General features: G+C 75.1%; 23 protein-coding genes. 18 read left to right on the top strand and 5 right to left on the bottom strand.

Annotated elements, in window-relative coordinates:
- Window positions 1-11 precede the first annotated feature (11 nt).
- Window positions 12-782 carry an SDR family NAD(P)-dependent oxidoreductase gene (locus tag GCU56_RS05750; RefSeq protein ID WP_345771659.1) on the bottom strand — a complete coding sequence of 257 codons (771 nt, stop codon included), beginning with the start codon at window positions 780-782 and terminating at the stop codon, window positions 12-14.
- Between the two features lie 172 nt (window positions 783-954).
- Here GCU56_RS05750 and GCU56_RS05745 point away from each other — a divergent pair, with 172 nt between their 5' ends.
- From GCU56_RS05745 to GCU56_RS05720, 6 genes are all read left to right on the top strand, one after another.
- Complete coding sequence (locus GCU56_RS05745; protein ID WP_163480555.1) at window positions 955-2,457, top strand: long-chain-fatty-acid--CoA ligase; 1,503 nt, start codon at window positions 955-957, stop codon at window positions 2,455-2,457.
- The gene (locus GCU56_RS05740; RefSeq protein WP_163480554.1) at window positions 2,454-3,653 is read left to right on the top strand and encodes an acyl-CoA dehydrogenase family protein; all 1,200 of its coding nucleotides are present in this window, start codon (window positions 2,454-2,456) and stop codon (window positions 3,651-3,653) included. The genes GCU56_RS05745 and GCU56_RS05740 overlap by 4 nt, the downstream gene beginning before the upstream one ends.
- 75 nt (window positions 3,654-3,728) lie before the next feature.
- On the top strand, window positions 3,729-4,124 hold the full coding sequence (locus GCU56_RS05735) for a hypothetical protein (RefSeq protein WP_163480553.1): 396 nt from the start codon (window positions 3,729-3,731) through the stop codon (window positions 4,122-4,124).
- Window positions 4,045-5,163: an alpha/beta fold hydrolase gene (locus tag GCU56_RS05730; protein ID WP_163480552.1), complete on the top strand. Its 1,119-nt coding sequence runs from the start codon at window positions 4,045-4,047 to the stop codon at window positions 5,161-5,163. Before GCU56_RS05735 ends, GCU56_RS05730 begins: the two co-directional genes overlap by 80 nt.
- A 1-nt stretch (window position 5,164) precedes the next feature.
- A complete protein-coding gene (locus tag GCU56_RS05725; RefSeq protein WP_163480551.1) occupies window positions 5,165-5,716 on the top strand; it encodes a GNAT family N-acetyltransferase in 552 nt (183 codons plus the stop codon).
- Between the two features lie 175 nt (window positions 5,717-5,891).
- Window positions 5,892-7,166: a DUF222 domain-containing protein gene (locus tag GCU56_RS05720; RefSeq protein ID WP_345771658.1), complete on the top strand. Its 1,275-nt coding sequence runs from the start codon at window positions 5,892-5,894 to the stop codon at window positions 7,164-7,166.
- 12 nt (window positions 7,167-7,178) lie between these two features.
- Here GCU56_RS05720 and GCU56_RS05715 read toward each other — a convergent pair whose 3' ends face one another.
- The gene (locus tag GCU56_RS05715) at window positions 7,179-7,742 is read right to left on the bottom strand and encodes a dihydrofolate reductase family protein (protein WP_163480550.1); all 564 of its coding nucleotides are present in this window, start codon (window positions 7,740-7,742) and stop codon (window positions 7,179-7,181) included.
- Window positions 7,743-7,986: 244 nt separating this feature from the next.
- Between GCU56_RS05715 and GCU56_RS05710 the strand changes: the two genes are divergently transcribed.
- On the top strand, window positions 7,987-8,688 hold the full coding sequence (locus GCU56_RS05710; RefSeq protein WP_163480549.1) for a hypothetical protein: 702 nt from the start codon (window positions 7,987-7,989) through the stop codon (window positions 8,686-8,688).
- On the opposite strand, the gene GCU56_RS05705 is transcribed toward GCU56_RS05710, so the two are convergent.
- From GCU56_RS05705 to GCU56_RS05695, 3 genes are all read right to left on the bottom strand, one after another.
- On the bottom strand, window positions 8,675-10,312 hold the full coding sequence (locus tag GCU56_RS05705; protein WP_163480548.1) for an ATP-binding cassette domain-containing protein: 1,638 nt from the start codon (window positions 10,310-10,312) through the stop codon (window positions 8,675-8,677). The genes GCU56_RS05710 and GCU56_RS05705 overlap by 14 nt on opposite strands.
- A gap of 26 nt (window positions 10,313-10,338) precedes the next feature.
- Window positions 10,339-11,346, bottom strand: coding sequence for an adenylate/guanylate cyclase domain-containing protein (locus GCU56_RS05700; protein WP_275585734.1), 1,008 nt, complete (start codon window positions 11,344-11,346; stop codon window positions 10,339-10,341).
- 72 nt (window positions 11,347-11,418) lie between these two features.
- The gene (locus tag GCU56_RS05695; protein WP_163480547.1) at window positions 11,419-11,877 is read right to left on the bottom strand and encodes a universal stress protein; all 459 of its coding nucleotides are present in this window, start codon (window positions 11,875-11,877) and stop codon (window positions 11,419-11,421) included.
- A 190-nt stretch (window positions 11,878-12,067) separates the two neighbouring features.
- On the opposite strand from GCU56_RS05695, the gene GCU56_RS05690 reads away from it, so the two are divergent.
- The 11 genes from GCU56_RS05690 (at window position 12,068) to GCU56_RS05640 (ending at window position 24,885) form a co-directional block, all read left to right on the top strand.
- Complete coding sequence (locus GCU56_RS05690) at window positions 12,068-13,009, top strand: ABC transporter ATP-binding protein (RefSeq protein ID WP_345771657.1); 942 nt, start codon at window positions 12,068-12,070, stop codon at window positions 13,007-13,009.
- Window positions 13,006-13,761, top strand: a complete 756-nt coding sequence (locus tag GCU56_RS05685; RefSeq protein WP_163480546.1) for an ABC transporter permease — start codon at window positions 13,006-13,008, stop codon at window positions 13,759-13,761. Before GCU56_RS05690 ends, GCU56_RS05685 begins: the two co-directional genes overlap by 4 nt.
- A 43-nt stretch (window positions 13,762-13,804) precedes the next feature.
- Window positions 13,805-14,614, top strand: coding sequence for an ankyrin repeat domain-containing protein (locus GCU56_RS05680; protein WP_163480545.1), 810 nt, complete (start codon window positions 13,805-13,807; stop codon window positions 14,612-14,614).
- 156 nt (window positions 14,615-14,770) lie between these two features.
- Entirely contained in the window at window positions 14,771-18,586 is a 3,816-nt protein-coding gene (locus tag GCU56_RS05675) for a multifunctional oxoglutarate decarboxylase/oxoglutarate dehydrogenase thiamine pyrophosphate-binding subunit/dihydrolipoyllysine-residue succinyltransferase subunit (RefSeq protein WP_345771656.1), read from the top strand.
- Between the two features lie 11 nt (window positions 18,587-18,597).
- Window positions 18,598-18,783, top strand: a complete 186-nt coding sequence (locus GCU56_RS05670; RefSeq protein WP_163480543.1) for a DUF6104 family protein — start codon at window positions 18,598-18,600, stop codon at window positions 18,781-18,783.
- Complete coding sequence (locus GCU56_RS05665) at window positions 18,780-20,186, top strand: multidrug effflux MFS transporter (RefSeq protein ID WP_345771655.1); 1,407 nt, start codon at window positions 18,780-18,782, stop codon at window positions 20,184-20,186. Before GCU56_RS05670 ends, GCU56_RS05665 begins: the two co-directional genes overlap by 4 nt.
- 65 nt (window positions 20,187-20,251) lie before the next feature.
- Window positions 20,252-20,965, top strand: a complete 714-nt coding sequence (locus GCU56_RS05660) for a metal-dependent hydrolase (RefSeq protein WP_163480541.1) — start codon at window positions 20,252-20,254, stop codon at window positions 20,963-20,965.
- Between the two features lie 41 nt (window positions 20,966-21,006).
- Window positions 21,007-22,290, top strand: a complete 1,284-nt coding sequence (locus tag GCU56_RS05655; RefSeq protein WP_163480540.1) for a sensor histidine kinase — start codon at window positions 21,007-21,009, stop codon at window positions 22,288-22,290.
- Entirely contained in the window at window positions 22,287-22,976 is a 690-nt protein-coding gene (locus GCU56_RS05650) for a response regulator (protein ID WP_163480539.1), read from the top strand. Before GCU56_RS05655 ends, GCU56_RS05650 begins: the two co-directional genes overlap by 4 nt.
- A gap of 74 nt (window positions 22,977-23,050) precedes the next feature.
- Window positions 23,051-23,872 carry an alpha/beta hydrolase gene (locus tag GCU56_RS05645; protein WP_163480538.1) on the top strand — a complete coding sequence of 274 codons (822 nt, stop codon included), beginning with the start codon at window positions 23,051-23,053 and terminating at the stop codon, window positions 23,870-23,872.
- On the top strand, window positions 23,869-24,885 hold the full coding sequence (locus tag GCU56_RS05640; RefSeq protein ID WP_163480537.1) for an acyltransferase family protein: 1,017 nt from the start codon (window positions 23,869-23,871) through the stop codon (window positions 24,883-24,885). Before GCU56_RS05645 ends, GCU56_RS05640 begins: the two co-directional genes overlap by 4 nt.
- Window positions 24,886-24,901: the final 16 nt, after the last annotated feature.

Raw genomic sequence — 24,901 nt, 5'->3', positions numbered from 1 at the left:
ACCGACGTTCCTCAGCTGGTCAGCAGCCCGCCCTCGACCGGCAGCGTCGTCCCGGTGACGTAGCCGCCGGCGTCGCTGACCAGGAACACCAGCGCCGCGGCCAGCTCGTCGGGATCGCCGGGCCGGCCCACCAGCACCCTCGCGAGCTGGGACTCGATGTAGCCCTCGGGGTACTGGTCGGTCATCTCGGAGGCGAAGAACCCCGGCGCGAGCGCGTTGACCCGGATGCCCTTGCGCCCGGTCCACTGCTGCGCCAGGTCACGGGTCAGCCCGATCAGCCCGGACTTGCTCGCCGCGTACGCGGCCTGGGGCAGCCCGGCCGTGGTCAGCCCCAGGATGCTGGAGATGTTGACGATGGAGCTGCCCGGCTGCATGACCCGCGCGCAGGCCTGGGCCATCCAGTAGCAGCCGTTGAGGTTGACGTCGATGACCGAGCGGAACTGCTCCGGCGTCTCCCGGGTGGCGGGGACGGCGGTGCCGACGCCGGCGTTGTTCACCAGCACGTCGACCCGGCCGAACTCCGACATCGCGGCGTCCACCAGTGCCTGACAGTCCTCGGGCCGGGAGACGTCGGTGCGCACGGTGACCGCCCGCCGCCCGGCCTGCTCGACCGCCTCCCGGGTGCCGGCCAGCCGGTCCTCGCGGCGCGCGCCGAGGGCCACGTCGCAGCCGGCCTCGGCCAGCGCGCGGGCGAACACCGCCCCGAGGCCCGAGGACGCCCCCGTCACGATCGCCACCCGGCCGTCCAGCCGGAACATGTCGAGGATCGTCCTGCCGGCCACGGTCGCTCCCGTCGTCGATGTCGGTGGTCCCCGCGAGCCTGTCCCCCGGCATCCGACGGCGCCACCGCGAGCTCCCGCAGGGGAGCGACCGGAGCCGGTCCCGATGTGGGGTAGACCACAGCCGGCCCGGGTAGGGGGCCACGGTCCAGCCCCCAGCAGAGGGAGCACTGCCATGGCCAACCTCGCCCAGCACCTGCTCGACTCCGCCGACGAGCACGGCGACCGGCCGGCACTGCGGATGGACGACGCCGTCCTCACCTACGCGGGGTTCCGCGACGCCGCCGCGGGTGTGGCCGCCGGTCTCCGGGCCCGCGGGATCGCACCCGGCGACCGGGTGGGGATGGTCCTGCCCAACGTGGTCAGCTTCCCGGTCGTCTTCTACGGCGCCCTGATGGCGGGGGCGGCCGTCGTCCCGATGAACCCGCTGCTCAAGGCCCGCGAGGTCGAGTACTACCTGCGCGACTCCGGCGCGCGGCTGGTCGTGGCGCTGGACTCCGTGGCGGCGGCGGCCGAGGAGGCCGCCGCCGCGGTGGGCGTGGAGGCGGTGACCGTCGGGCCCGTGGACCCCGGGGAGGCGCTGGGCGGGCCGGCCGGGGACGCCGGGATCGTGGAGCGCTCCGACGACGAGGCGGCGGTCATCCTCTACACCTCCGGGACGACCGGGCCGCCGAAGGGCGCCGAGCTGACCCACGCCAACCTGCGCGGCAACGCGCGGACGACGCAGGAGACCCTGCTCGAGGGCACGCCCGAGGACGTGATCATGGGCTGCCTGCCCCTGTTCCACGTCTTCGGCCTGACCTGCGCGCTGAACGCCGGCGTGCTCGCCGGGGCCTGCCTGACGCTGCTCCCCCGCTTCGACGGCGCGAAGGCCCTGGAGGTCATCGAGCGGGACGCCGTGACCGTGTTCGAGGGCGTGCCGACGATGTTCGCCGCCATGTTGCACTCGCCCGACCGCGACCGGTCCGACGTGTCCAGCCTGCGGCTGTGCGTCTCCGGTGGCTCGGCCATGCCCGTCGAGGTGATGCGCGGCTTCGAGGAGGCCTTCGACTGCATCGTCCTGGAGGGCTACGGGCTCAGCGAGACCTCGCCGGTCGCCTCCTTCAACCACCCGCACGCCGAGCGCAAGCCGGGCACGATCGGCACGCCCATCCGCGGCGTCGAGATGCGCCTGCTCGACGACGACGGTCGCGACGTCGGAGAGGGCGACGTCGGGGAGATCGCGATCCGCGGCGAGAACGTCATGAAGGGCTACTGGCAGCGCCCCGAGGAGACCGCGAAGGCCATCCCCGACGGCTGGTTCCGCACCGGCGACCTCGCCCGCCGGGACGCCGACGGCTACTACGCGATCGTCGACCGGAAGAAGGAGATGATCATCCGCGGCGGCTACAACGTGTACCCGCGGGAGATCGAGGAGGCGCTCTACGAGCACCCGGCGGTCGCCGAGGCCGCCTGTGTCGGCGTCGCGCACCCCGACCTCGGTGAGGAGGTGGCGGCCGCCGTCGCCCTCAAGCCGGGGGCGGAGGCCGACGTCGACGAGCTGAAGGCGTGGGTCAAGGAGCGGGTCGCGGCCTACAAGTACCCGCGGCACCTCTGGCTGGTCGAGGCGCTGCCCAAGGGCCCGACGGGCAAGATCCTCCGCCGCGCGGTCGAGGTCCCCGCGGGGGTCGCACGGTGACGACGCAACTGGACACCAGCCACCTGGGCGAGGCCCTGGGCACCGACTTCTTCTCGGTCCGCGACCAGTTCACCGAGGAGCAGTGGGAGAAGTTCCTGGCCGTCCGGCGGTTCGTCGACCGCGAGGTCCTCCCGGTGGTGGGCGACTACTGGGAGCGCGCGGAGGTGGCGTGGCCGCTGATCCGCCGGCTGCCGGAGCTGGGCATCGTCGGCGGGACCATCAGCGGGCACGGGTCGGCGGGGCTGAGCCCGATGGCGGCCGGTCTCGTGCAGATGGAACTGCACCGCGGCGACGGCAGCCTCGGCACCTTCATCGGCGTGCACGCCGGCCTGGCCATGCAGTCGATCGACATGTGCGGCTCCGAGGAGCAGAAGGCGCGCTGGCTCCCGCAGATGGCCCGGCTGGAGAAGCTCGGCGCGTTCGCGCTCACCGAGCCGCAGCACGGGTCGGACTCCGTCGCGCTCGAGACCACCGCCCGCCGGGACGGCGACACCTGGGTCCTCGACGGCTCCAAACGCTGGATCGGCAACGGCACCCTGGCCGACCTGGTCGTGGTCTGGGCGCGGGACGTCGCCGACGGCAAGGTCAAGGGCTTCGTCGTCGAGCGGCCGGCCGAGGGGTACGAGGCCACGGTCATCACCGGCAAGGTGTCGCTGCGCTCGGTGTGGCAGGCCGAGATCGAGCTGCGCGGCGTGCGGGTCCCCGAGGCCGACCGGCTGCAGGAGGCGCACAGCTTCGCCGACACCGGCCGGGTGCTGGCCACCACCCGCGGCGCCTGCGCCTGGATGGCCCTGGGCCACGCGACTGCCGGCTACGAGACGGCGCTGGCCTATGCCCGGGAGCGCACCCAGTTCGGCAAGCCGCTGGTCAGCTTCCAGATCGTGCAGGAGCGGCTGGTCAAGATGCTCGCGGCGCTCACCGGGATGCAGCTGTACTGCATGCAGATCGGCCGGCTGGCCGAGGCCGGGCGGCTGTCCCCCACCGTCGCCGGGCTGGCCAAGATGCACAACACCCGTACCGCCCGGGAGATCCTCGCCGAGGCCCGCGACCTGCTGGGCGGCAACGGGATCCTGCTGCAGAACCACGTCATCCGGCACATGGCCGACATCGAGGCGATCCACACCTTCGAGGGGACCGAGACGGTGCAGACGCTGATCGTGGGCCGGGACATCACCGGGGTCAGCGCCTTCACCTGAGCCGGCGGCGGGCCGCCGGCCGCCGTCCCGCCGTCCCGCCGTCCCGCCGTCCCGCCGCGAGCCCGGGAGGACCGCATGACCCAGCCCCCGCCCCTGTGGCGGCAGGCGTTCGACGCCGCCGAGAAGCGCGTCACCCCTCGCGCGGAGGAGTTCGCCCGCTCGGACACCTTCGCCGTCGGGGTCGCGCTGCTCCGCCGCGCGACGACCGTGGCGCGCGACTCCGCCCGCGGCGTCACCACCCGCTTCTGGCACCTGATCGACCTGCCCGCCGGCACCGACGTCAGCCGGCTGCGGGCGCAGGTCGGCGCGCTGGACCGGGAGGTCCGCCGGCTGACCCTGCAACTGGAGGCCGAGCGCCACCGGGCCGCCCCGCCGACCCCCGAGGAGCCCCATGCCGAGCATCCCGAGCCCGCAGACCGTCCTCGACCGGGTCCGGCGCGACGTCGAGCGCAACGCCCTCCGGGCGCGTAACGGCCTGAAGCTGGTCAGCGGGGTCGACCGCCCCGGCGTCGGCCAGACGCCCAAGGACGTCGTCTGGCGCCGCGGCCGCAGCCAGCTGTGGCACTACCGCAACGACCCGGACACGCACGGCGGGGTGCGGCACTCCCCGCCGCTGCTCATCGTGTTCAGCCTGGTCAGCCGGAGCTACATCCTCGACCTCACGCCCGGCAACAGCTTCGTCGAGCAGCTGCTGGCCGCCGGGTTCGACGTCTACCTGCTCGACTGGGGCGAGCCGGACGAGCGGGACGCGGCCAACACCCTCGAGGACTACGTCGACGACTACATCCCCGCCGCGATCGACCGCGTGCTCGAGGTGTCCGGCGCCGACGAGGTCAACCTGTTCGGCTACTGCTTCGGCGGCGACCTGACCCTGCTGCACGCCGCCCACCACCCCGACGCGCCGCTGCGCAGTCTCACCGTGCTCGCCACCCCCGTCGACTTCCGGCACATGGGGCCGCTGGCCGACGTCTTCCGCGTCGGGGGGCTGGAGGTCTCCTCGGTGCTGGACGCCGACGGCAACGTGCCGCCCCGGATCGTCGTCCAGGGCTTCCGGGCGCTGACCCCCACCGCGGAGGTGACCCGCTACGTGACGCTGTGGGAGCGGCTCTGGAACGACGAGTACGTGGCCGGCTACCAGGCGATGACCGGCTGGTCGGACGACCACGTGCCCTTCCCGGGAGCCGCAGCGGAGGAGACGGTGCGGATGCTGGTGCGCGACAACGGCATGGTCACCGACCGCCTCGCGGTCGGCGGCGACCGGGTGCACCTGGCCGACGTGCAGGTGCCGTTCCTGACCGTCAGGGCCGACCGGGACCACATCGTCCCGCCCGACGCGACGGCGCCGCTGATCGACCTGGTCGGCTCGCCGGACAAGCACGAACTGCGCCTGCCGGCCGGGCACATGGGCCTGGTGGTGGGACGGACGGCGGCGAAGACGACGGTGCCGCAGATCATCGACTTCCTCCGCCGCCGCAGCGAGCCCGTGGCCGGCGCCGCCCAGGGGGCTTGACGTGACCGACGTGGTCGAGCTGAGCGACACCCACTGCGACGCGCTGCTGCGCTTCTTCGCCGACCTGCCGGCCGGTGACCGCACGTTCATCCGCGAGGACGTCACCGACCCCGACGTGGTCCGCGGCTGGGCGGGCGGCGGGACGCCGGGCACCCGGCGCTGGGTGAGCACCGGGCCGGGCTCGGCCGTCACCGGCTACGTCGCCGTGCTGCGACTGCCCGGCTGGTCCGACCACGTAGGGGAGGTCCGCCTGGTCGTCGCGCCGTCGGCGCGCGGTACGGGGCTGGGCCGTGAGCTGGCCCGGCACGCACTCGTGCAGGCGGTGGAGGCGGGCCTGACCAAGGTCGTGGTGGAGGTGGTCGCCGAGCAGGGCGCGGCGCTCTCGCTGTTCACCGAGCTCGGGTTCACCGGCGAGGCACTGCTGGTCGACCACATCCGCGACCGCGAGGGCCGGCTGCGCGACCTGATGGTGCTGGCCCACCACGTCCGCGACACCTGGGCCGGGATGGACGCCGTCGGCCTCACCGACGCCCTCGGCGACGACCTGAGCTGACCGCGTCACCGGCCCGGCCCGCTCCGGTGACGGCGACGGCCCGCGACGGCACGAAGAGGTGCTGGTGGAGCACGCCCGGGTGCGTGCGGCAAGGGCCGTCGCGCATCTCGGGACAGCCCCGTGGGCTGGGGATCCACCGCTTGAACGCGCCTCCGTTCCGGTAGGCTTCGAACAGGTGATCGAGCCGGTGGGAGGTGTCGTGGACGAGCTGCACGCGGCGCTGGACGCCCTGGCCGGTCACGATCTGCACTGCTTGTCCGACGGTGCCCTGCTGGAGCGGACCGCGGCCCTGGTCGCCGTGCGCAACCGGCTCGACGCCGAACTGACCCGCACCGTCCGGGCCGCCGATACCCGGCAGGCCAGTGAGCACGACGGGCTGAGGACGATGCAGTCCTGGCTGCGCGGGCACGCCCGGCTCTCCGCCGCCGAGGCCGGCCGGATCCTCCGCGCCGGGCGGGCGCTGGCGGTGCTGCCCGCGGTGGCGGCCGCCTTCGCCGCCGGCACCATCACCGCCGAGCAGGTCACCGTGGTCGTGCCGGTGACCACCCCCGAGCGGCTGGCCGCCGCCGCCGCGCAGCAGGGCGTGGACCTGGCCGAGGTGGACGCGGTGCTCGCCGACACCGCCACCAGTCGGCAGCCGGTGCGGTTGGCCCGGGTGGTCGGGCACTACCTGACCCGCCTGGACCCCGACGGCGTGGAGCCCGACCCGACCGAGGGGCGCGCTCTGACCCTGGCCCGCCATCCCGACGGGTCGCTGTCGGTGCGCGGGGAGCTGGACTGCGTGGGTGGGGAGAAACTGGCCGCCGCACTGGAGGCCATCGCCGCCGCCGGGCGGTGCGCCGGGGACCGGCGGACCCGCGCCCAGACCCTCGGCGACGCCCTCGTCCAACTCGCCGACACCGCGCTGGCCTCCGGCCGGCTGCCGGTGCTGCGCACCGTCAAACCGCACGTCATCCTCACCCTTCCGCTCATCGACCTGGCCGACCCCACGGCGGGGCCGGGGGTGGCCGAGACCGGGTTCGGGGCCACCTGTCCGCCGCCCGCGCCCGCTGGCTGGCCTGCGACGCCACCCTCACCCGGCTGGTCCTGGACCCCGACGGGCTGCCGCTGGACGTCGGCCGCACCGCCCGCGTCGTCCCACCCCACCTGCGCCGCGCCGTCGAGCACCGCGACCGGCACTGCGTGTTCACCGGCTGCTCCGCCCCCACCCACTGGTGCGACGTGCACCACCTGCTGGAGTGGATCAACGGCGGCGCCACCAGCCTGGAGAACTCCGCGCTGCTGTGCGAAAGGCACCACACCCAGGTCCACCACGGGTACCGGATCGAACGACGACCCGACGGCCGATGGCGCACCTGGCGCCCCGACGGCACCCAGATCCAGACCCACCCCAACCGGCTCGCCGCCTGACCCACGGCCCGCGCACGGACGCGCGCCGTGGGTCAGGTGAGCGGCCGGCAGGTCAGCCGGCGGCGGGCGCCGGGCCGTAGGTCAGGTGCGCCACCCCGTTGCTGAGGCTCTCGGCACCGAGCAGGGACAGCGGTGTCCGCGGCGCGCCGTCCGGGAACATCCGGATGCCCGTCCCGACCGCCAGCGGGTACACGTACAGGTGCAGCTCGTCGACCAGGCCGTCGGCGAGCAGGGCCCGCACCAGGGTGACGCTGCCGCTCACGTAGAGGTCACCGTCGACCTCCTGCTTGAGCGCCCGCAGGCGGCCGGCGTCGTACCCCCCGACCACGGTCGAGTTCGACCACACCCCCTCGGCGTCGGAGAGGGTGGACGAGACCACGTACTTGCGCGTCTCGTTGAAGAAGGGGGCTCCCTCGTCGTCCTCCACGGTCCGGGTGGACCAGGCCGGCGCGAACATCTCGAAGGTGTTGCGGCCGAGCAGGATGCCCGACGAGGAGCCCGTGAGTGCGCCGATGGACGCGGCCAGGTCGTCGGGGAACCCGTAGTCGACCGTCCACATGGGTGCGTCGACCACCCCGTCGACGGTGGTGAACTCGTGGACCTTGATCGCGCCCAATGCGTGCTCCTCAGCTGTGCGGGCGGTGCTCCGCCGGTGTGGGTGTCGTACGGGAGACGATGTCCGATCCCGTTTCTCATCGGTGCGCGGGGGCGGCGGCCCGTGTCCCCGGTCACCCCGTGGCGGGTCCGGGGCAGGGAGAACGTCCCGACCCCGCCTCCCGGGCGTCACCGGCCGGTCACCTCGACCGGCCAGGCTCGGCGGCAGGCGGGCCCGCCCGGGCCCCGACCGCCGGGAGGTCCCCGTGGCCGCACCGTCCGCACCGCTCCGGCCGGCCCCGGCCGCCCACCCGCGCTGGCTCAGGGTCGGCGCCGCCTACGCCGCCGAACGGTTCCGCCCTCCCCTCGGCAGCCCGCGGCGCCGGGCCGTCTGCGGCGCGGCGCGGCTGCTGACCGGCCTCGGCGTCCGGGTGGAGGTGCGCGCACCGTCGACGGCCTGGCCGCGCACCCCCGGTCGCGCACTGCTCGTGGTGGCCAACTCCGTCTCGGCCCTGGACCCGCTGGTGCTGCTGACCGCGCTGCCCGGCACCGCCCAGGCGGCTCCCGACCGGATCGCCGGCGTCCCCGTGCCCGCCGTCCCGCCGGTGTCCGGACCGGTGGCCGCCGCGCTGCGACGGGGGACGTCGGTCACCGTCCGCCCGGAGCAGCCGGTCCCGGGACGGACCGGGCTGGGCCGCTTCTCCCCCACGCTGTTCGCCGCCGCCACCGAGACCGGCTCCCCCGTCTGCCCGGTCGCGCTCCGCTACCGGGGTGCCGGCGACCCGCCGCCGGCCGGCCGCTCGGCGGTGGCGGCGCTGCGCTGGCTCGGCAGCAGGCCGGGCGTCGTCGTCGAGGTGCACCTGCTGCCCGCGCTGACCCCGTCCGGTGCCACGCCGGCGGAGCTGGCCACGCTGGCGGAGTACGCGGTGGCCGCCGTCCTCGAGGCGCCGGCGCTCACGCCTCGGTGACCGTGCCGCTCTCGACGGCCAGCCGCCGGGTGGTGGCGACCGCGGAGAGCATCCGGCGGTCGTGGGTGACCAGCAACAACGTGCCGCGGTAGGCGTCCAGGGCCTGCTCCAGCTGCTCGATGGCCGCCAGGTCGAGGTGGTTCGTCGGCTCGTCGAGCACCAGCACGTTGATCCCCCGCGCCTGCAGCAGCGCGAGCGCCGCCCGCGTGCGCTCCCCCGGGGACAGCGTGTCGGCCGGTCGCAGCACGTGCTCGGCGGTCAACCCGAACTTGGCCAGCAGCGTGCGCACCTCCGCCGTCGGCCAGTCGGGCACCTCCGCGGAGAAGGCGTCGAGCAGCGTCTCCGACCCGAGGAACGCCTCGCGCGCCTGGTCGATCTCGCCCACCCGCACCGAGGGCCCCAGCGCCGACCGGCCGTCGTCCAGCGGCACCCGGCCCAGCAGCGCGGCCAGCAGGGTGGACTTGCCCGCGCCGTTGGGTCCGGTGATCGCGACCCGGTCGCCCCAGTCGACCTGCAGGTCCACCGGCCCGAGGGTGAACTCCCCCCTGCGGACGACGGCGTTCGACAAGGTGGCGACCACCGCACCGGCGCGCGGGGCCACGGCGATCTCCATCCGCAGCTCCCACTCCTTGCGCGGCTCCTCGACCACCTCCAGCCGCTCGATCCGCCGCTCGGTCTGCTTGGCCTTGGCCCCCTGCTTCTCCGACGTGGCGCGGTGGTGGTTCTTGACGTGCTTGTCGCCGTCCGTGGCCTTCTTGATCGAGTCACGCACGCCCTTGGCCAGCCAGTTGCGCTGCATGCGGGCGCGGGCCTCGAGGCCGGCCTTGGTGTCGGCGAACTCCTCGTACTCCTCCCGCGCGTGCCGGCGGGCGACCTCGCGCTCGGTCAGGTAGGCCTCGTAGCCGCCGTCGTGCACGCGCACCAACTGCTGGGCGAGGTCGAGTTCCACCACGCGGGTGACCGTGCGGGACAGGAACTCGCGGTCGTGGCTGACCACGACGATGCCGCCGCGGGCCCCGGTGACGAACCGCTCCAGCTGCTCGAGCCCGGCCAGGTCCAGGTCGTTGGTCGGCTCGTCGAGCAGCAGCACGTCGTAGCGCGACAGCAGCAGCCCGGCCAGGCCCACCCGGGCGGCCTGCCCGCCGGACAGCGCCGTCATGGCCGCGTCCAGCGACACCCCCGGCGCGACCTCGGCGACCACCTCGGTGGCCCGCTCGTCGAGGTCGGCGCCACCCAGGGCCAGCCAGCGCTCCAGCGCGTCGCCGTAGGCGTCGTCCGCGCCGTCCCGGCCGGCGGTGAGCGCCTCGGTCGCGTCCTCCAGCGCGGCGTGCGCCGCCGCCACGCCGGTGCGGCGGGCCAGCGCGGCCCGGACGGTCTCCCCCGGCCGGCGCTCGTGCTCCTGCGGCAGGTACCCGAGGGTCGCCGTCGGCGGGCTGACCGTGACGCTCCCCGACTCGGCCGGCAGCTGGCCGGCCAGCGTCCGCAGCAGGGTCGACTTGCCGGCGCCGTTGACCCCGACCAACCCGACGACGTCGCCGGGGGCGACGACGAGGTCGAGGTCGGAGAACAGGACGCGGGCGCCGTGGCCGGCAGCCAGCCCGCGGGCGACGAGGGTGGCGCTCACGACCGACAGCCTCCCACCCGCCCCGGTCAGTCCTCCGCGCCGCCGGGGCCCAGGACGTCGTCGGCCATCTCGTCGAGCATCGCCTCGAGCGAGCTGTCCTGCTCCCCCGGCGGACGCCGGCGCACCAGCCACGGCTGCAGCCGGTCGTACCCGCGCACCGACACCCGGTTCAGCGGGCGGACGCGGTAGCGGGGCAGGCCACGCAGGTGCCCGGCGAGGGCGCGGTCGACGAGCAGCGTCTCCGGCCGGGCGATCGAGGTCAGCCGGCTGGCCAGGTTGACCACCGGGGAGTAGACGTCGCCCAGGTGGGTGAGCACCGTCCCGTACGCCGCGCCCACGCGCAGCGGCGGGCGGTCCGCGGCCTGCCAGACCCGCGGCAGCTCGAGGCCGATCTCGACGGCGTCGACGGCGGACACGGTGGTGAACAGGACGCCGTCGCCGACGGTCTTCACCACCCGCCCGTGGTGCCGGGCGATGACCTCGGTGGCGATGCTCTCGAAGTCCTCCACCATCGCGCCGAGCTCCCGCCCGTCCATGCCCTGGCTGCGGGTCGTGTAGCCGACGAGATCGGCGAAGCCGACGGCGAGGTCGCGGCGGTCCCCGCGCCCGGCCGCGGCCAGCAGCCGCTCGGCGTTGGCGGCCAGGTGCCGCCGCCACACGTAGTCCTGCACGGCCCGGAGCAGCGGCAGCAGCCGGCGGGTGCTCTCGACCGCGCGCTCGGGGTCGATCGGCGCCTCCGGACCGGCCCCACGGGAGAGGACGTCGGCGAGCATGTCCGTCTGCCAGTCCGCCAGCCGCGAGAGCGACTGCGCCATCGCGCGGGCGATCGAGGCCTCGGCGTCCTCGTCGACGAAGCCGGTGTCGATGAGCGCCGAGAGCAGGCCCAGCGCCTGGACGTCGGCGTCGGTGAAGACGAGGTCGTCGTCCGCCGCGTCGGGGAAGCCGAGGGCCCGCCACAACCGCTGGGTGCGGTGCGGCGGCATGCCGGCGAGCTGGCCGACCTGCAGGCGCGTGTAACGCCGCGGCCCGCCCAGCAGCAGCCGCTCCAGTGCGTCCCCGGGGTCAGGAGCGCCGGGGACGTCCCCCGTTCCGGTGTCCGGCAGCGGTCACCCCGTGGTGTGCACGACGAGCACGTCGACCGACGAGCGGCGGGCGATGTCGGAGGGGACCGAGCCCAGCAGCCGGCCCTTGATGCTGTTGAGTCCGCGGTTGCCCACGACCAGCAGGTCGGCCTGCTCGCGCGCCACCACGTCCAGCAGCGCGTCGACCGGCTCCCCGACCACGGCGAAGGGGTACACCTCGGTCGCGCCGGCCTCCCGCGCCTTGTCGGCGGCGGTGCGCAGGGTCTCCTCGGCCGGACCCGACCCGATCACCTGGTAGGCGTCGTCGCCGAGGACCTCCTGGGCGCGGCGGACCTCCCGGTCGTCGGCCCGCGGCGGCTGGTAGGCGCAGACGATGACCAGCCGGGCGGCGCAGGCACCGGCCAGCGCACCGGCCCGGCGCACCGCGCGCAGAGAGGAATCCGACCCATCGGTCCCGACGACCACCGTGCGATACGCGCTCACGGGCGGGCAACCTACCGGGGAGGCCGGAGCTCGGCTGTGCGCGGGGTCACCCACGGCCCTCCGGCGGCGCTGCGACGCGCCCACGACGGACTCCCGGGACGTCGTCCGGGTGCGCTTGGATGGGTGGGACGGACGGCCGACGACGAGGGAGACCGCCATCCAACCCGGCAGCACCGCCCACCGCGACCCCGTGCGGGTCGAGGTCCGCGGCCTCACCAAGACCTTCGGCGCCGTCCGCGCCGTCGACGACCTCACCTTCACCGTCGAACCCGGCTCGGTCACCGGCTTCCTGGGGCCCAACGGGGCCGGGAAGACCACGACCATGCGCATGGTGCTCGGCCTGGAGGAGCCGGACTCCGGCACGGCGACGTTCAACGGGGCCGCCTACGCCACCCTGCCGGCGCCCGTGCGCACCGTCGGCGCGGTCCTGGAGACGGCGTTCCACCCCGCGCGCTCGGGCCGCAACCACCTGCGGGTGTACTGCCGCGCCGCCGGCCTGCCGCTCTCGCGCGCCGACGAGACCCTCCGCCAGGTCGGCCTCGCCGACGCCGGCGGGCGCCGCGCGGGCGGCTACTCGCTCGGCATGCGGCAGCGGCTGGCCCTGGCCACGGCGCTGCTCGGGGACCCGGCCGTGCTCGTGCTCGACGAGCCGGCCAACGGCCTGGACCCCGAGGGCATCCAGTGGCTGCGCGGCTTCATCCGCCACCTCGCCCACGACGAGGGCCGCACCGTCCTCGTGTCCAGCCACCTGCTGTCGGAGATGGAGCACACCGCCGACCGGGTCGTGATCGTCGGCGCCGGCCGGTTGGTCCGCGAGGGGTCGATCGCCGAGCTCCGGTCCGGCGCCCAGGGCGCGGGCACCGTGCTCGTCCGCAGCCCGGAGGCCGACCGGCTGTCCGCGGTGCTCACGTCAGCCGGCCTGGCCGCCACCCGCAGCGAGGACGGCCTGGTCACCGTGACGGACACGACGCCGGCCGCCGTCGGGGCGCGGGCCTTCGCGGCGCAGGTGGAGCTGCACGAGCTGCGGGCCGAGACCAGCGGCCTGGAGGCCCTCTACTTCCGGCTGACCGCCGGGCAGGAGCAGTTCGCGGCCGGCCCGACCCCGACGACGACCGAGGGAGCTGCCCGATGACCGCGCTCGTCCGCGCCGAGTGGACCAAGCTGTTCACCACGCGGGTGTGGATCGGCCTGCTGCTGGGGTCGTGCGTGATGGTGGCCGGCTTCGCCATCCTGTTCACCTCGTTCGCCGGGAACGCGCAGAGCGGCCTGCCGGCGGTGGGGACGGAGCAGTACGAGGAGCTCGCCTTCGCGACCGCGGCGAACGTCACGGTGCTGTTCCTGATCCTCGGCATCATCGGGATGACCCAGGAGTACCGGCACCGCACCGCCACGCCGACGTTCCTCACCACGCCCAAGCGGGGCCGGGTGGTCATCGCCAAGCTGATCGGGTACGCGCTGGCGGCGGTCCCGTTCGCCCTCGTCGTCCTGGCCGTGAACGTCCTGGTGGTGTGGATCCACGCCGGCGCCCGGGGAGCCGCTCCGTCGCTGACCGGGGACAACCTGCGGATCCTGGCCAGCAGCGGCCTGGCCCTGGTCATCTACGCGCTCATCGGGGTGGGCCTGGGGGCGTTGCTGCGCAACCAGGTCGGCGCGATCGTCGGCGGGCTGGTCTACCTGTTCGTCATCGAGCCGATCATCCGGTCGATCCCCGCGACGGCGGGGGCCTACAAGTGGATGCCCGGCGGCGCCCTGGAAGCGCTCACGGCGACCTTCGAGGGACCGGACCTGCTCGAGCCCTGGCAAGGCGGTGTGCTGTTGCTCGGTTACGGTCTGGTGGCGGCTCTGCTGGGCACCCTGCTGGCCGTCCGGCGGGACGTCGTCTGACGAAGGACGCCCGCGGACACCCCGACCCGGAACGAGATCTCCCATGACCATCCGCATGACCGCGCAGCGGCTGGGCCGGCTGATCGCCGAGGGCGACGTCGAGGCCGTCCGCGCCGCCGTCCAGGCCTCACCGCGGCTGCTGACGTCCACCGTGGAGCGCGGCGGCGACGGCGGCTGGACGCCGCTGCACCTGGCGGTCGCCGAGGGGCGCACCGACGTCGTCCGGCTGCTGGTGGACGCCGGCGCCGACCTCGCCGCGCGCACCGACCACGACCGGACCCCGCTGCACACCGCGCTGGAGTCGGCCCCGCACCTGGTCGTCGTGCTCCGCGAGCTGGGCGCCCCGGTGGACGCCCCGAGCGCGGCCTACCTCGACGACGTCGACCAGCTGACCGCCGCGCTCGACGGCGGGGCGCCGCTGGCCGACCCGGTGACCGGTGTGGACCTGCTGACCTGGGCCGCCGCGGGCGGGGCGGCGGGCACGGCCCGGACGCTGCTCGATCGGGGGGCCGATCCCGACGGCGGGGCCCTGCACGCGGCGGCCGGCAGGGCACGGCTGGAGGTGGTCCGGCTGCTGCTGGCGGCCGGGGCGGACGTCAACCGGCGGGATCCCGACACCGGCCGGCACCCTCTGCACGCCGCCGTGGCCGCCGGGGCCGGGGGCGACGCGCCCGAGGTGGTGCGGGTGCTGCTCGACGCCGGCGCCGACGTCGACGCCACGACCAGCGACGGCGCCAGCGCCCTGGACATCAGCCGGGTGGCCGCGGCCCGGAGCCGGCGCGCGGACGCGGGTCTGGCGACCGCCCTCGACGCGCTGGCCGACCTCCTGGTGGCCCGCGGCGCCACCGCCTGAACGAGCACCCGCCCGCCCGGACCCCGCGGCGTCGCGTCCGTGGCCTGGGACGGGCCTGTTTCGCACCCGGTCGGCCCGAGGGGACCGGCGTAGACTCCACCACCGGTCCAGACACGTCCCCCGACGACGAAGAAGGCACTCGACCCCGTGTCAAGCGTGAACTCATCCCGGCCCTCCGCCACCCCCTCCTCCTCCGCGGTGGCGGGCTTCGGCACCAACGAGTGGCTGGTCGAGGAGATGTACCAGCAGTACCTCGCCGATCCCTCCAGCGTGGACCAGGCCTGGCACGAGTTCTTCGCCGACTACCGACCCGGGAGCCCCGTCGCCGCCAGCGACGACCGTGAGCAGGCGAGCGCTCCCGCCGCGCCGCAGCCGTCGGCGTCCCCGGCGCCCCCGCCGGCCCAGCAGGAGGACCCCCCCGTGACGGAGCAGCAGGCCCCCGCCCGCGAGCAGACCGCTGCGGCGGACGACGGGGCGGCCTCCCGCGCGACGGCGGTCGAGGCGAAGACCGAGGCCACCGTCGTCCACCGCGCCGCGGACACCACGGCCGCCCAGCAGAAGGCGGCGCCCGCGCCGAAGCCGGCCGCCAAGCCGGCTGCCAAGGCGGCTGCCGGTCCGGGGCGGACGACGCTGCGCGGCGCTGCGGCCAGCATCGTCAAGAACATGAACGCCTCGCTGACCGTCCCGACGGCGACCAGCGTGCGCGCGGTGCCGGCCAAGCTGCTGGCCGACAACCGCATCGTCATCAACAACCACCTCGCCCGCGCCCGCGGCGGGAAGGTCTCCTTCACCCACCTGATCGGCTACGCGCTGGTCCGGGCGCTGGACGACTTCCCGGAGATGAACGCCGCGTTCGCGGAGGTGGACGGCAAGCCGACCCTCGTGCGGCCCGAGCACGTCAACTTCGGCCTGGCCATCGACCTGCCCAAGGCCGACGGTTCGCGCTCGCTCGTCGTCGCCTCGATCAAGGGCGCCGAGGAGATGGACTTCGCCCAGTTCTGGGGCGCCTACGAGGACGTCATCCGCCGTGCCCGGGCCGGCAAGCTGACCCTCGAGGACTACTCCGGCACCACGATCAGCCTCACCAACCCCGGCACCCTGGGCACCAACCACTCGGTGCCCCGGCTGACCGCCGGCCAGGGGACGATCGTCGGCGTCGGCGCGATGGAGTACCCGGCGGAGTTCCAGGGGATGAGCCCCGAGGCGCTCACCGACATGGCGGTCAGCAAGATCATCACGCTGACCTCCACGTACGACCACCGGATCATCCAGGGCGCCCAGTCCGGCGACTTCCTGCGCCGGCTGCACCAGCTGCTGCTGGGCGAGGACGGCTTCTACGACGGCGTCTTCCGGTCGCTGCGCATCCCGTACGCGCCGGTGCGCTGGATGCCCGACGTGCGCGTCAGCCGCGAGGGGCAGATCGACAAGGAAGCCCGGGTCATCGAGGTCATCGAGGCCTACCGGCGCAACGGCCACCTGATGGCCGACACCGACCCGCTCGAGTTCAAGGTCCGCACCCACCCGGACCTCGACATCCTCCAGCACGGCCTGACGCTCTGGGACCTCGACCGCAAGTTCCCGGTCGGTGGCTTCGCCGGCGAGCGCATGATGCCGCTGCGGGACATCCTCGGGGTGCTGCGCAACTCCTACTGCCGCACCGTCGGCGTGGAGTACATGCACATCACCGACCCCGAAGAGCGGGAGTGGATCCAGCAGCGGGTCGAGCTCAAGGCCGAGCAGCCCGACCGGGACAAGCAGAAGCACGTGCTGGGCCGGCTGAACGCCGCCGAGGCGTTCGAGACCTTCCTGCAGACCAAGTACGTGGGGCAGAAGCGGTTCAGCCTCGAGGGCGGCGAGTCGGTCATCCCGCTGCTGGACGAGGTGCTGATCGCCGGCACCGACCACGACCTCGACGAGGTCGCGATCGGCATGGCGCACCGCGGCCGGCTCAACGTGCTGGCGAACGTGCTCGGCAAGAGCTACGCCAAGATCTTCGGTGAGTTCGAGGGCAACATCGACCCCGGCACGGTCCAGGGCTCGGGTGACGTCAAGTACCACCTGGGCGCGGAGGGCACGTTCAAGAACCCGTTCGACGACAAGTCGATCGCCGTCTCGCTGGCCAGCAACCCGTCCCACCTGGAGACGGTCAACCCGGTCCTCGAGGGCATCGCCCGGGCCAAGCAGGACATGATCGACAAGGGCGAGCAGGGCTTCACCGTCCTGCCGGTCCTCCTGCACGGGGACGCCGCCTTCGCCGGCCAGGGCGTGGTGCAGGAGACCCTGAACCTGTCCCAGCTCCGCGGCTACCGGACCGGCGGCACGGTGCACGTCGTCATCAACAACCAGGTCGGCTTCACCACCAGCCCGGCGCAGTCCCGGTCGAGCCTGTACTCGACCGACGTCGCGCGGATGATCGGCGCGCCGGTCTTCCACGTGAACGGCGACGACCCCGAAGCCTGCGTGCGGGTGGCGCGGCTGGCCGTGGAGTACCGGCAGGCGTTCAAGAAGGACGTCGTCATCGACCTGGTCTGCTACCGCCGCCGCGGGCACAACGAGGGCGACGACCCCTCGATGACCCAGCCGCTGATGTACGACATCATCGACCGCAAGCGCTCGGTCCGGAAGCTGTACACCGAGGCCCTCATCGGCCGCGGGGACATCACCCTGGCCGAGGCCGAGGAGGCGCTCAAGGACTACCGCGGGCAGCTGGAACGGGCCTTCGCCGAGACCCACGACGCGCAGGACTCCTCCAAGCCCGAGCCGGTCATGGACCCGCGGACGGCGCAGGAGTCCACCGTGGCGACGGCGATCAGCACCGAGGTGCTCAAGGCGATCGGCGACGCGCACGTCTCGCTGCCCGAGCACTTCACCGCCCACCCCAAGCTCCAGCGGATGCTCGAGCGGCGCGCGGCGATGGTCAGCGAGGGCGGCATCGACTGGGCGATGGGCGAGCTGCTGGCGTTCGGGTCGCTGCTCATGCAGGGCGTCCCGGTCCGGCTGGCCGGCCAGGACTCCCGTCGCGGCACCTTCGTGCAGCGCCACTCCGTGCTCATCGACCGGCAGAACGCCGCGGAGTACACGCCCCTGGCCCACCTCTCGGACGACCAGGCCAAGTTCTTCGTCTACGACTCGCTGCTGTCGGAGTACGCGGCGCTGGGCTTCGAGTACGGGTACTCGGTGGCCAACCCCAAGGCGCTGGTGCTCTGGGAGGCGCAGTTCGGCGACTTCATCAACGGCGCGCAGATGGTCATCGACGAGTTCATCAGCTCCGGCGAGGCCAAGTGGGGCCAGCGCTCGGGTGTGGTGATGCTCCTGCCGCACGGCCTCGAGGGCCAGGGTCCCGACCACTCCAGCGGCCGGATCGAGCGGTTCCTGCAGCTGTCGGCGGAGAACAACATGACCGTCGCCAACTGCTCGACGCCGGGCAACTACTTCCACCTGCTGCGCCGGCAGGCGCTGTCGGACGTGCACCGGCCCCTGGTCGTGTTCACGCCGAAGTCGCTGCTGCGGGCCAAGGCCGCGGTCAGCGCGGTGTCGGACTTCACCGACGTGGACTTCCGGCCGGTGCTGCCCGACCCGGGCGTGGGTGGCGAGCCGCTGGACGACGGGGCGGTGCGGCGGGTGCTCCTGTGCAGCGGGAAGGTCGCCTACGACCTGCTCGCCCAGCGGGAGTCCGAGGGCACCGCGGACGTCGCCGTGGTGCGCGTCGAGCAGCTGTACCCGCTGCCGGCGGAGCAGATCCAGCAGGCGCTGGAGCGCTACCCGAACGCCTCCGACGTCGTCTGGGTGCAGGAGGAGCCGGCCAACATGGGCGCCTGGCAGTTCATGGCGGTCAACCTGCCGGAGCACCTGCCCTCGGGCCGCCGGCTGCGCCCGGTCAGCCGTCGCGCCTCGGCCAGCCCGGCCGTCGGCTCGGCCAAGGTGCACGAGGTCGAGCAGAAGGCCCTGGTCGCCCAGGCCTTCGCCGACTGACCGGCCGCCGCGTGTACTTCACCGACCGCGGCCTGGAAGAGCTGGTCGACCGGCGGGGCGAGGAGCAGGTGACCCTCGCCTGGCTGGCCGACCAGCTCCAGGCGTTCGTCGACCAGCACCCGGACTTCGAGGTGCCCGTCGAGCGGCTGGCCACCTGGCTGGCCCGCGGCGGCACCGGCGACGACGACGACGAGTGAGCAGGGGTGATCCCGGCGCGGGGGCCGGAGGCTCCCCGACGGGATCGCCGGACCGGCTCATCGCACCGGGGGACGGCACCGGGCCGCGGTCGGTGAGCAGGGGTGATCCCGGCGCGGGGGCCGGAGGCTCCCCGACGGGATCGCCGGACCGGCTCATCGCACCGGGGGACGGCACCGGGCCGCGGTCGGAGTCCGGAGGACGACCGAGTCATCGCCTCCCGTGGGACCTGCTGGCCCTGCTCGGCGTGCTCTCCGCCTTCGGGCCGCTGTCGATGGACCTGTACCTGCCGGCCCTGCCCTCGGTCGAGGACGAGTTCGGCGCGGGCCAGTCCGCGGTCCAGCTGACCGTCTCGGCCGCGGCGATCGGCCTCGCCCTCGGGCAGTTGCTCGTCGGGCCGCTGTCGGACCGGTACGGACGGCGCGGGCCGGTCCTCATCGGTGTGGGGGCGTGGGCCGTGGCGTCGGCGCTGTGCGCGGTCGCTCCGGACGTGTGGACCCTCGTCGCGATCCGCCTCCTGCAGGGTGTCGGCGGTGCGGCCGGGATCGTGCTCGCCCGGGCGATCGTGCGGGACCGGCTCGACGGCGTCGCCGCGGCACGGGCGTTCGCGGTGCTGGCCTCCATCATGGCCGCGGCGCCCGTCCTGGCACCGCTGGCCGGCGGCCTGCTGCTGAGCCTCACCGACTGGCGCGGGATCTTCGCCGCCCTCTTCGTCATCGGGCTGTGCGTGGTGGGTGCGCTCCTCTGGCGACTGCCCGAGACCCTGCCCCGCGACCACCGGGTCCCCGGCGGGCTCGCGACGACGCTGGCCAACGGCCGGGAGCTGCTCGGCCGCCGGAGCTTCCTCACCCCCGTCCTGGCCATGGGGCTGGGTTTCGGCGCGCTGTTCACCTACATCTCCCACTCCGCCTTCGTCCTGCAGGACGGCTACGGCCTGTCCGCGCAGCAGTTCTCGCTGGTCTTCGGGGCGAACGGCGTCGGGATCGTGCTGGCCGGCCAGTTCTCCCGGGTGCTGGCCGGCCGGGTGCGACTGCGGACCCTCCTGCGGGCCGGGCTGGCCGGGCAGGCCGTCGGGGGCGCCGTCCTCGCCGCCGCCGCCCTCGGCGGGTGGTCCCTCTGGGTCGTCCTCCCGGCGATGTTCGTCGTGACGACGTCCACGGGGCTGGTCATGCCCAACGCCACCGCGCTGGGCATGGCAGAGGCCGGCCGCAAGGCGGGGACCGCCTCCGCGCTGCTCGGCGTGGTCCAGTTCGGCCTGGGCGCGCTGATCGCGCCGCTGGGCGGGCTGGGCGCGGCGGGCGACCTGCTGCCGATGGCGCTGGTGATGCTGGGGTCGACGTCGCTGGGGCTGCTCGCCGCGGCCGCCCTGCCCGACCGGGAGCGACAGGCCGTCGGCGCCGACTGACCGGCTGCGGGGACACGCCGGACGGCCTCCCCCGCTCCCCCGCACGACGGCGGGACGCTTCGTGCATGCTCGGTCACTCCCATGCCCTCTCCGGGCTCGCCGTGGGCGCCGCGACGCTGCCCTGGGCCCCGGTCGAGGGCACGGTGGCGCAGGCGGCCTGGATCGCCGCCGTCGGTGGCTTCGCCATGCTGCCCGACCTCGACTCCAGTGGCTCGACCGTCTCGGACATGTGGGGGCCGGTCACCGACGTCCCGTCCGGTGCGATCGGCCGGCTGGCGCAGGGGCACCGCTGGGGCACCCACGACGCCGTCCTGGCCCCGCTCGCCTTCGGTGCCCTGGCCCTCGCCGCGGCCAACGCGTTCTGGTCCAGCATGCTGCTGATGGCGCTGGCCATCGGACTGGCGCTGCGCGCGCTGCACTTCGTCATCCCGGGGCGGGCGGAGAACACCGTCGTCGGCAACCTGGCGCTCTCCTGGGGCGGGGCCTGGCTGTTCCTGGACTCGATGCCGCCACCTGCCTGGCTGCCCTGGGCGGTCGCCGCCGGGGTCCTCACCCACATCGCCGGTGACGCCATCACCAAGCAGGGCGTGCCGGTCCCGCTGGTCTGGCTGCTCAAGCGCTGCCGGCTGGTGCTCACCCCGCTGCGCACCGGAGCCGCCCTGGAGAAGGGCGTGCTCGTCCCCCTCTTCGTCGGGGCGACGCTGTGGTTCGTGTACGCCAACACCGGCGTGCGGGCCGTCCTCGAGCCGCTGATCCAGGACCTGCAGAGCCTGGGCTGAGCTCCCCGGCGATCCCCGGGCAGGGCCTAGGGTGCTCGCCGATGCCACCTGAGCGACCGACGCGGGCACCGGGAGCGGCGCGGCCCACCCCCGGCCGGGAGCTGCTGTCGGTCCTCTGGTCGACCGACGCCGCCCGGCCGCCGTGGCTGGCCGGTCCCCGGTGGCTCCGGCGCGCGGTCCCGGTCGCCGCGGCGCTCTACGCACTCGTCGTGGCCATCGCCGCGTCCAGCCTGGTCAACGACTCCGGGCGCATGACCGGCGGGCTGTTCTTCCTGCTGGAACTGCCTGCGGTCGCCGGGGTCGCCGTGGCCGCGCACCGGCCGCTGGACGGCTGGCGCACGGTCACGGTGTGGCTGGTCCTCGTCCAGTTCGTCCTGCCGAAGTCGGACGCCGCTCTGCCCCCGCTGGAGCCCTGGGAGTGGTGCCTGTGGGTCCCGGTGCTGCTCGCTGTCGCCTGGACGTCGAGCCGGCTGGTGACCGTCGCCGTCGCCGTCGTCTCGCTGCTCGCACTGGGCCTCGTCGGTCTCCAGCACTTCTGGCCGCAGCAGCCGGGCAGCCTGGTCGTGCCGCTGGCCCTGCTGCTCCTGCCGCTGGCGCTCGGTGCCGCGCTCGGCTCCCGCTGGGACGCCCGCCGCGCGCTCGCGGCCGAGCAGGCCCGGACGGCGGAGGCCCAGGCGGCGCGGGGGGCGCTGGCCGAGCGAGCGCGGATCGCCCGCGAGATGCACGACGTGGTCGCCCACCACCTGTCCCTGGTGGCCGTGCGCTGCGAGACCGCGCCCTACCGCCTCGCCCCGCTGGAGGACCGCGCGGCCGCGGAGCTGGCGGAGGTCGCCGAGACGGCGCGGCAGGCGCTGCAGGACCTCCAGCGGCTGCTCGGCGTCCTGCGCACGGAGGACCAGCAGGCCGAGCGGGCGCCGCAGCCGGGCGCCGCCGCCCTCCCCCGCCTCCTCGACGACGTGCGGGCGGCGGGCACGGACCTCGAGGCGCACCTCGACGACCTGGCGCTGCCGGACACCCTGGGCCTGACCGTGTACCGGGTGGTCCAGCAGGCCCTGGCCAACGCCGCCCAGCACGCCCCGGGCGCCCCGGTGCGCGTCGCGGTGACCCGGTCGGGCCCCGCGGTCCGGGTCGAGGTGGTCAACGGGCCGGGGGTACGGCCGGGCACACCGGGCGCCGGGCAGGGCCTGGTCGGCATGCGGGAGCGGGTGGCCGTGCACGGCGGCCGGCTGGACGCGGAGCGGACGGCGGACGGCGGGTTCCGGGTCTGCGCCGAGCTGCTCCTGGCGGGCCCGGTCGCTGCGGCGCACGGGGAGGAGACGCGGTGATCCGGGTGCTGCTCGCCGACGACCAGGAGATGGTCCGGGAGGGCTTTGCGGCCCTGCTGTCCGCCCAGCCGGACATCGACGTGGTGGGCACCGCGGGCGACGGCGCCGCCGCGGTCGCGGCCTGCACGCGCCTGGCCGCCGCCGGGCACGGCCCCGACGTCGTCCTCATGGACGTCCGGATGCCGGTCATGGACGGGCTGGCGGCCACGCGGACCCTGCTCGGCGGGGCCGCGGACGGGCCGGCGCCGCGGGTCGTCGTCCTGACCACCTTCGACCTTGACGACTACGTCTACGACGCGCTGCACGCCGGGGCCAGCGGGTTCCTGCTCAAGCACGCTCCGGCCGCCGAGCTGCTGCAGGCGGTCCGCGTGGTGGCGGCCGGCGACGCGCTGCTGGCGCCGGCCGTCACCCGGCGGCTGATCGCCGACTTCGTCGCCGCCCGCCCGCGCCCGACCGACCGCGTGGGCCGGCCCGACCGGCTCGGCTCGCTCACCGAGCGGGAGACGGAGGTGCTCGCGCTGGTCGCCCGGGGGCTGTCCAACGCCGAGATCGCCGGCAGCCTCGTCCTCGCCGAGCAGACGGTGAAGACCCACGTGAGCCGGGTGTTCACCAAGCTCGGGCTGCGCGACCGGGCGCAGGCGGTGGTACTGGCGTACGAGACTGGGCTGGTCGCGCCGGGCGCCTGACCACCCCGGTAGCACCGCAGGACGGCACTGCGGTGTGACGACCCGGTCGCCGTCCGTGCCTAGCGTCAGGTGGCGTGACGCGCCGGATCCTCTCCCTGTTCCTCCTGCTCAGCGCGGTGTGGGCGGTCGTGTCCGGTCCCGCCGACGCGCCGGTCCCGCCGCGCCCGGGGGTGCACGCGGACTGCGCCGCGGCGCTCGCCGACCGGCTCGGCCCGGTCCGGGTGCTCGGCTGCGACCCGCGCGGGCGCGGGCTGGCGGTCCTCGCGCTGGGCGACCCCGCCACCGCCGCCGCCGTCGCCGTCCTGGTCCCCGGCGCGGACACCGACCTCGCCCGGCTGGCCGACGACCTGCTCCCGGAGCGCCGGCCGTTCGGCTGGGCCCGCGCACTGGCCGACGCCGGGGGCCCGGACCTCGCCGTCGTGCTGTGGGTGGGGTACCGGACGCCGCAGGGGCTGGGGCTGGACGCGGCGACCGGCCGGCTGGCCCGCGCGGGGGCGGTCGCCCTGGTCCGCTTCGTCGACGAGCTGGACGCCCTGGGCCGGGTCACGGTGGTCGGGCACAGCTACGGAGCCGTCGTCGCCGCCCTCGCCGGACCGGACCTGGCCGCCGACGACCTCGTCCTGCTGGCCAGCCCGGGCGCCCGGGCCGGGTCCGCGGCCGAGCTCGGGACGCGGGCCCGGGTGTGGGCGGCCCGCGCCCCCGGCGACTGGATCGGCCGGGTGCCGCACCTGCGCCTCGGCGACCTCGGGCACGGCACCGATCCCACGGACCCGGCGTTCGGCGCCCGCCTGCTCCCCACGGGTGGTGGAGCCGGTCACGCCGGGTACTTCCGCCCCGGCTCGGCCACCCTCGCCGCCGTGGCCGACGTCGCGCTCGGGCGGGGAGCGCGGGCGTGACCGGGCCGCGCGAGCCGGCGGTCGACGCGGTGCGGGCCCTCGCCGTCGGCGGGGTCGTGCTGGGCCACTGGCTGGTCACCGCCCCGGTGCTGGTCGACGGTGCCGTGCGCGCCGACAGCCCACTGCGCGGCGTCCCGGGTCTGGCACCGGCGAGCTGGCTGCTGCAGACGCTCGGGCTGTTCTTCCTGGCCGCGGGCTTCGCCGCCGCCCGGAGCGGCGGCGGCTGGTGGCCACGCGTCCGCCGGCTGCTGTCCGCCGTCACCACGCTGGTCGCGGTCGTCGGGGTGGCCGCCGCGGCGCTGGCGTGGACCGGCGCACCGCAGGGCGTCGTCCGGACGGCGGTGCTGCTCCCCCTCCGCCCGCTGTGGTTCCTCGCCGTGTACCTGGTGCTGCTGGCCGCCACGCCCGCGCTCCTCCGGCTGGACCGGCGGTGGGGCGCGCGGGCCGCCGCCGTCCCGGTGCTGCTCACCCTGCTGCTGCCGCTGGCCGGTCCGGTGCCGGTCGCGGTCGCCGCGCCGCTCGCCTGGTGGACCCCGTGGCAGCTCGGCGTCGCCATGGCCCGCCGGCCGCTCCCGCCGCGGGCGTCGTGGGCGCTGCTGCTGGGCGGGGTGCTGGCCGTGGCGCTCCTGGTCGGCCCCGGTGGCCTGCCGGACACCGCCGTCGGCGTCCCCGGCGCCCGCGCCTCCAACCTCGACCCGCCGTCGGCCGCCACCCTCGCCCTCGCCCTCGCCCAGACCGGCGCGGTGGGGATCGCCCTGCCCGGGCTGCGGCGACTGGGCCGGACCCGGGCGGTCGCCGCCGTCGACCGCGCCGCCCTGCCGGTCTTCCTCGCCCACCAGCCCCTCCTCGTCGCGCTGTGGCTGGGCACCCTCCCGCTGGCGCCGGTGCCCGGCCTGCACGACGCCCCGGCCGGGTGGGGTTGGCTGCTGCACCGGGCGGGCTGGGCCGCGCTGTGCGCCGGCGTCCTGGTCGCCACCCTGGCGGCCACCCGGCGGACCGCGCCGCACCGCTGACCAGGCACTACGGTCG

Origin of the sequence: Geodermatophilus sabuli (genome assembly GCF_010686765.1) — a bacterium.
Lineage (GTDB): Bacteria > Actinomycetota > Actinomycetes > Mycobacteriales > Geodermatophilaceae > Geodermatophilus > Geodermatophilus sabuli_A.
This window is presented reverse-complemented; position numbering and strand designations above follow the sequence as displayed.

Excerpts from the sequence above, each read along its gene's own strand:
- GCU56_RS05685 (WP_163480546.1), top strand. The coding sequence starts at position 13,006 with ATGACCGCGCTCGTCCGCGCCGAGTGGACCAAGCTGTTCACCACGCGG.
- GCU56_RS05655 (WP_163480540.1), top strand. The coding sequence starts at position 21,007 with ATGCCACCTGAGCGACCGACGCGGGCACCGGGAGCGGCGCGGCCCACC.
- GCU56_RS05660 (WP_163480541.1), top strand. The coding sequence starts at position 20,252 with ATGCTCGGTCACTCCCATGCCCTCTCCGGGCTCGCCGTGGGCGCCGCG.
- GCU56_RS05730 (WP_163480552.1), top strand. The coding sequence starts at position 4,045 with ATGCCGAGCATCCCGAGCCCGCAGACCGTCCTCGACCGGGTCCGGCGC.
- GCU56_RS05680 (WP_163480545.1), top strand. The coding sequence starts at position 13,805 with ATGACCATCCGCATGACCGCGCAGCGGCTGGGCCGGCTGATCGCCGAG.
- GCU56_RS05745 (WP_163480555.1), top strand. The coding sequence starts at position 955 with ATGGCCAACCTCGCCCAGCACCTGCTCGACTCCGCCGACGAGCACGGC.
- GCU56_RS05735 (WP_163480553.1), top strand. The coding sequence starts at position 3,729 with ATGACCCAGCCCCCGCCCCTGTGGCGGCAGGCGTTCGACGCCGCCGAG.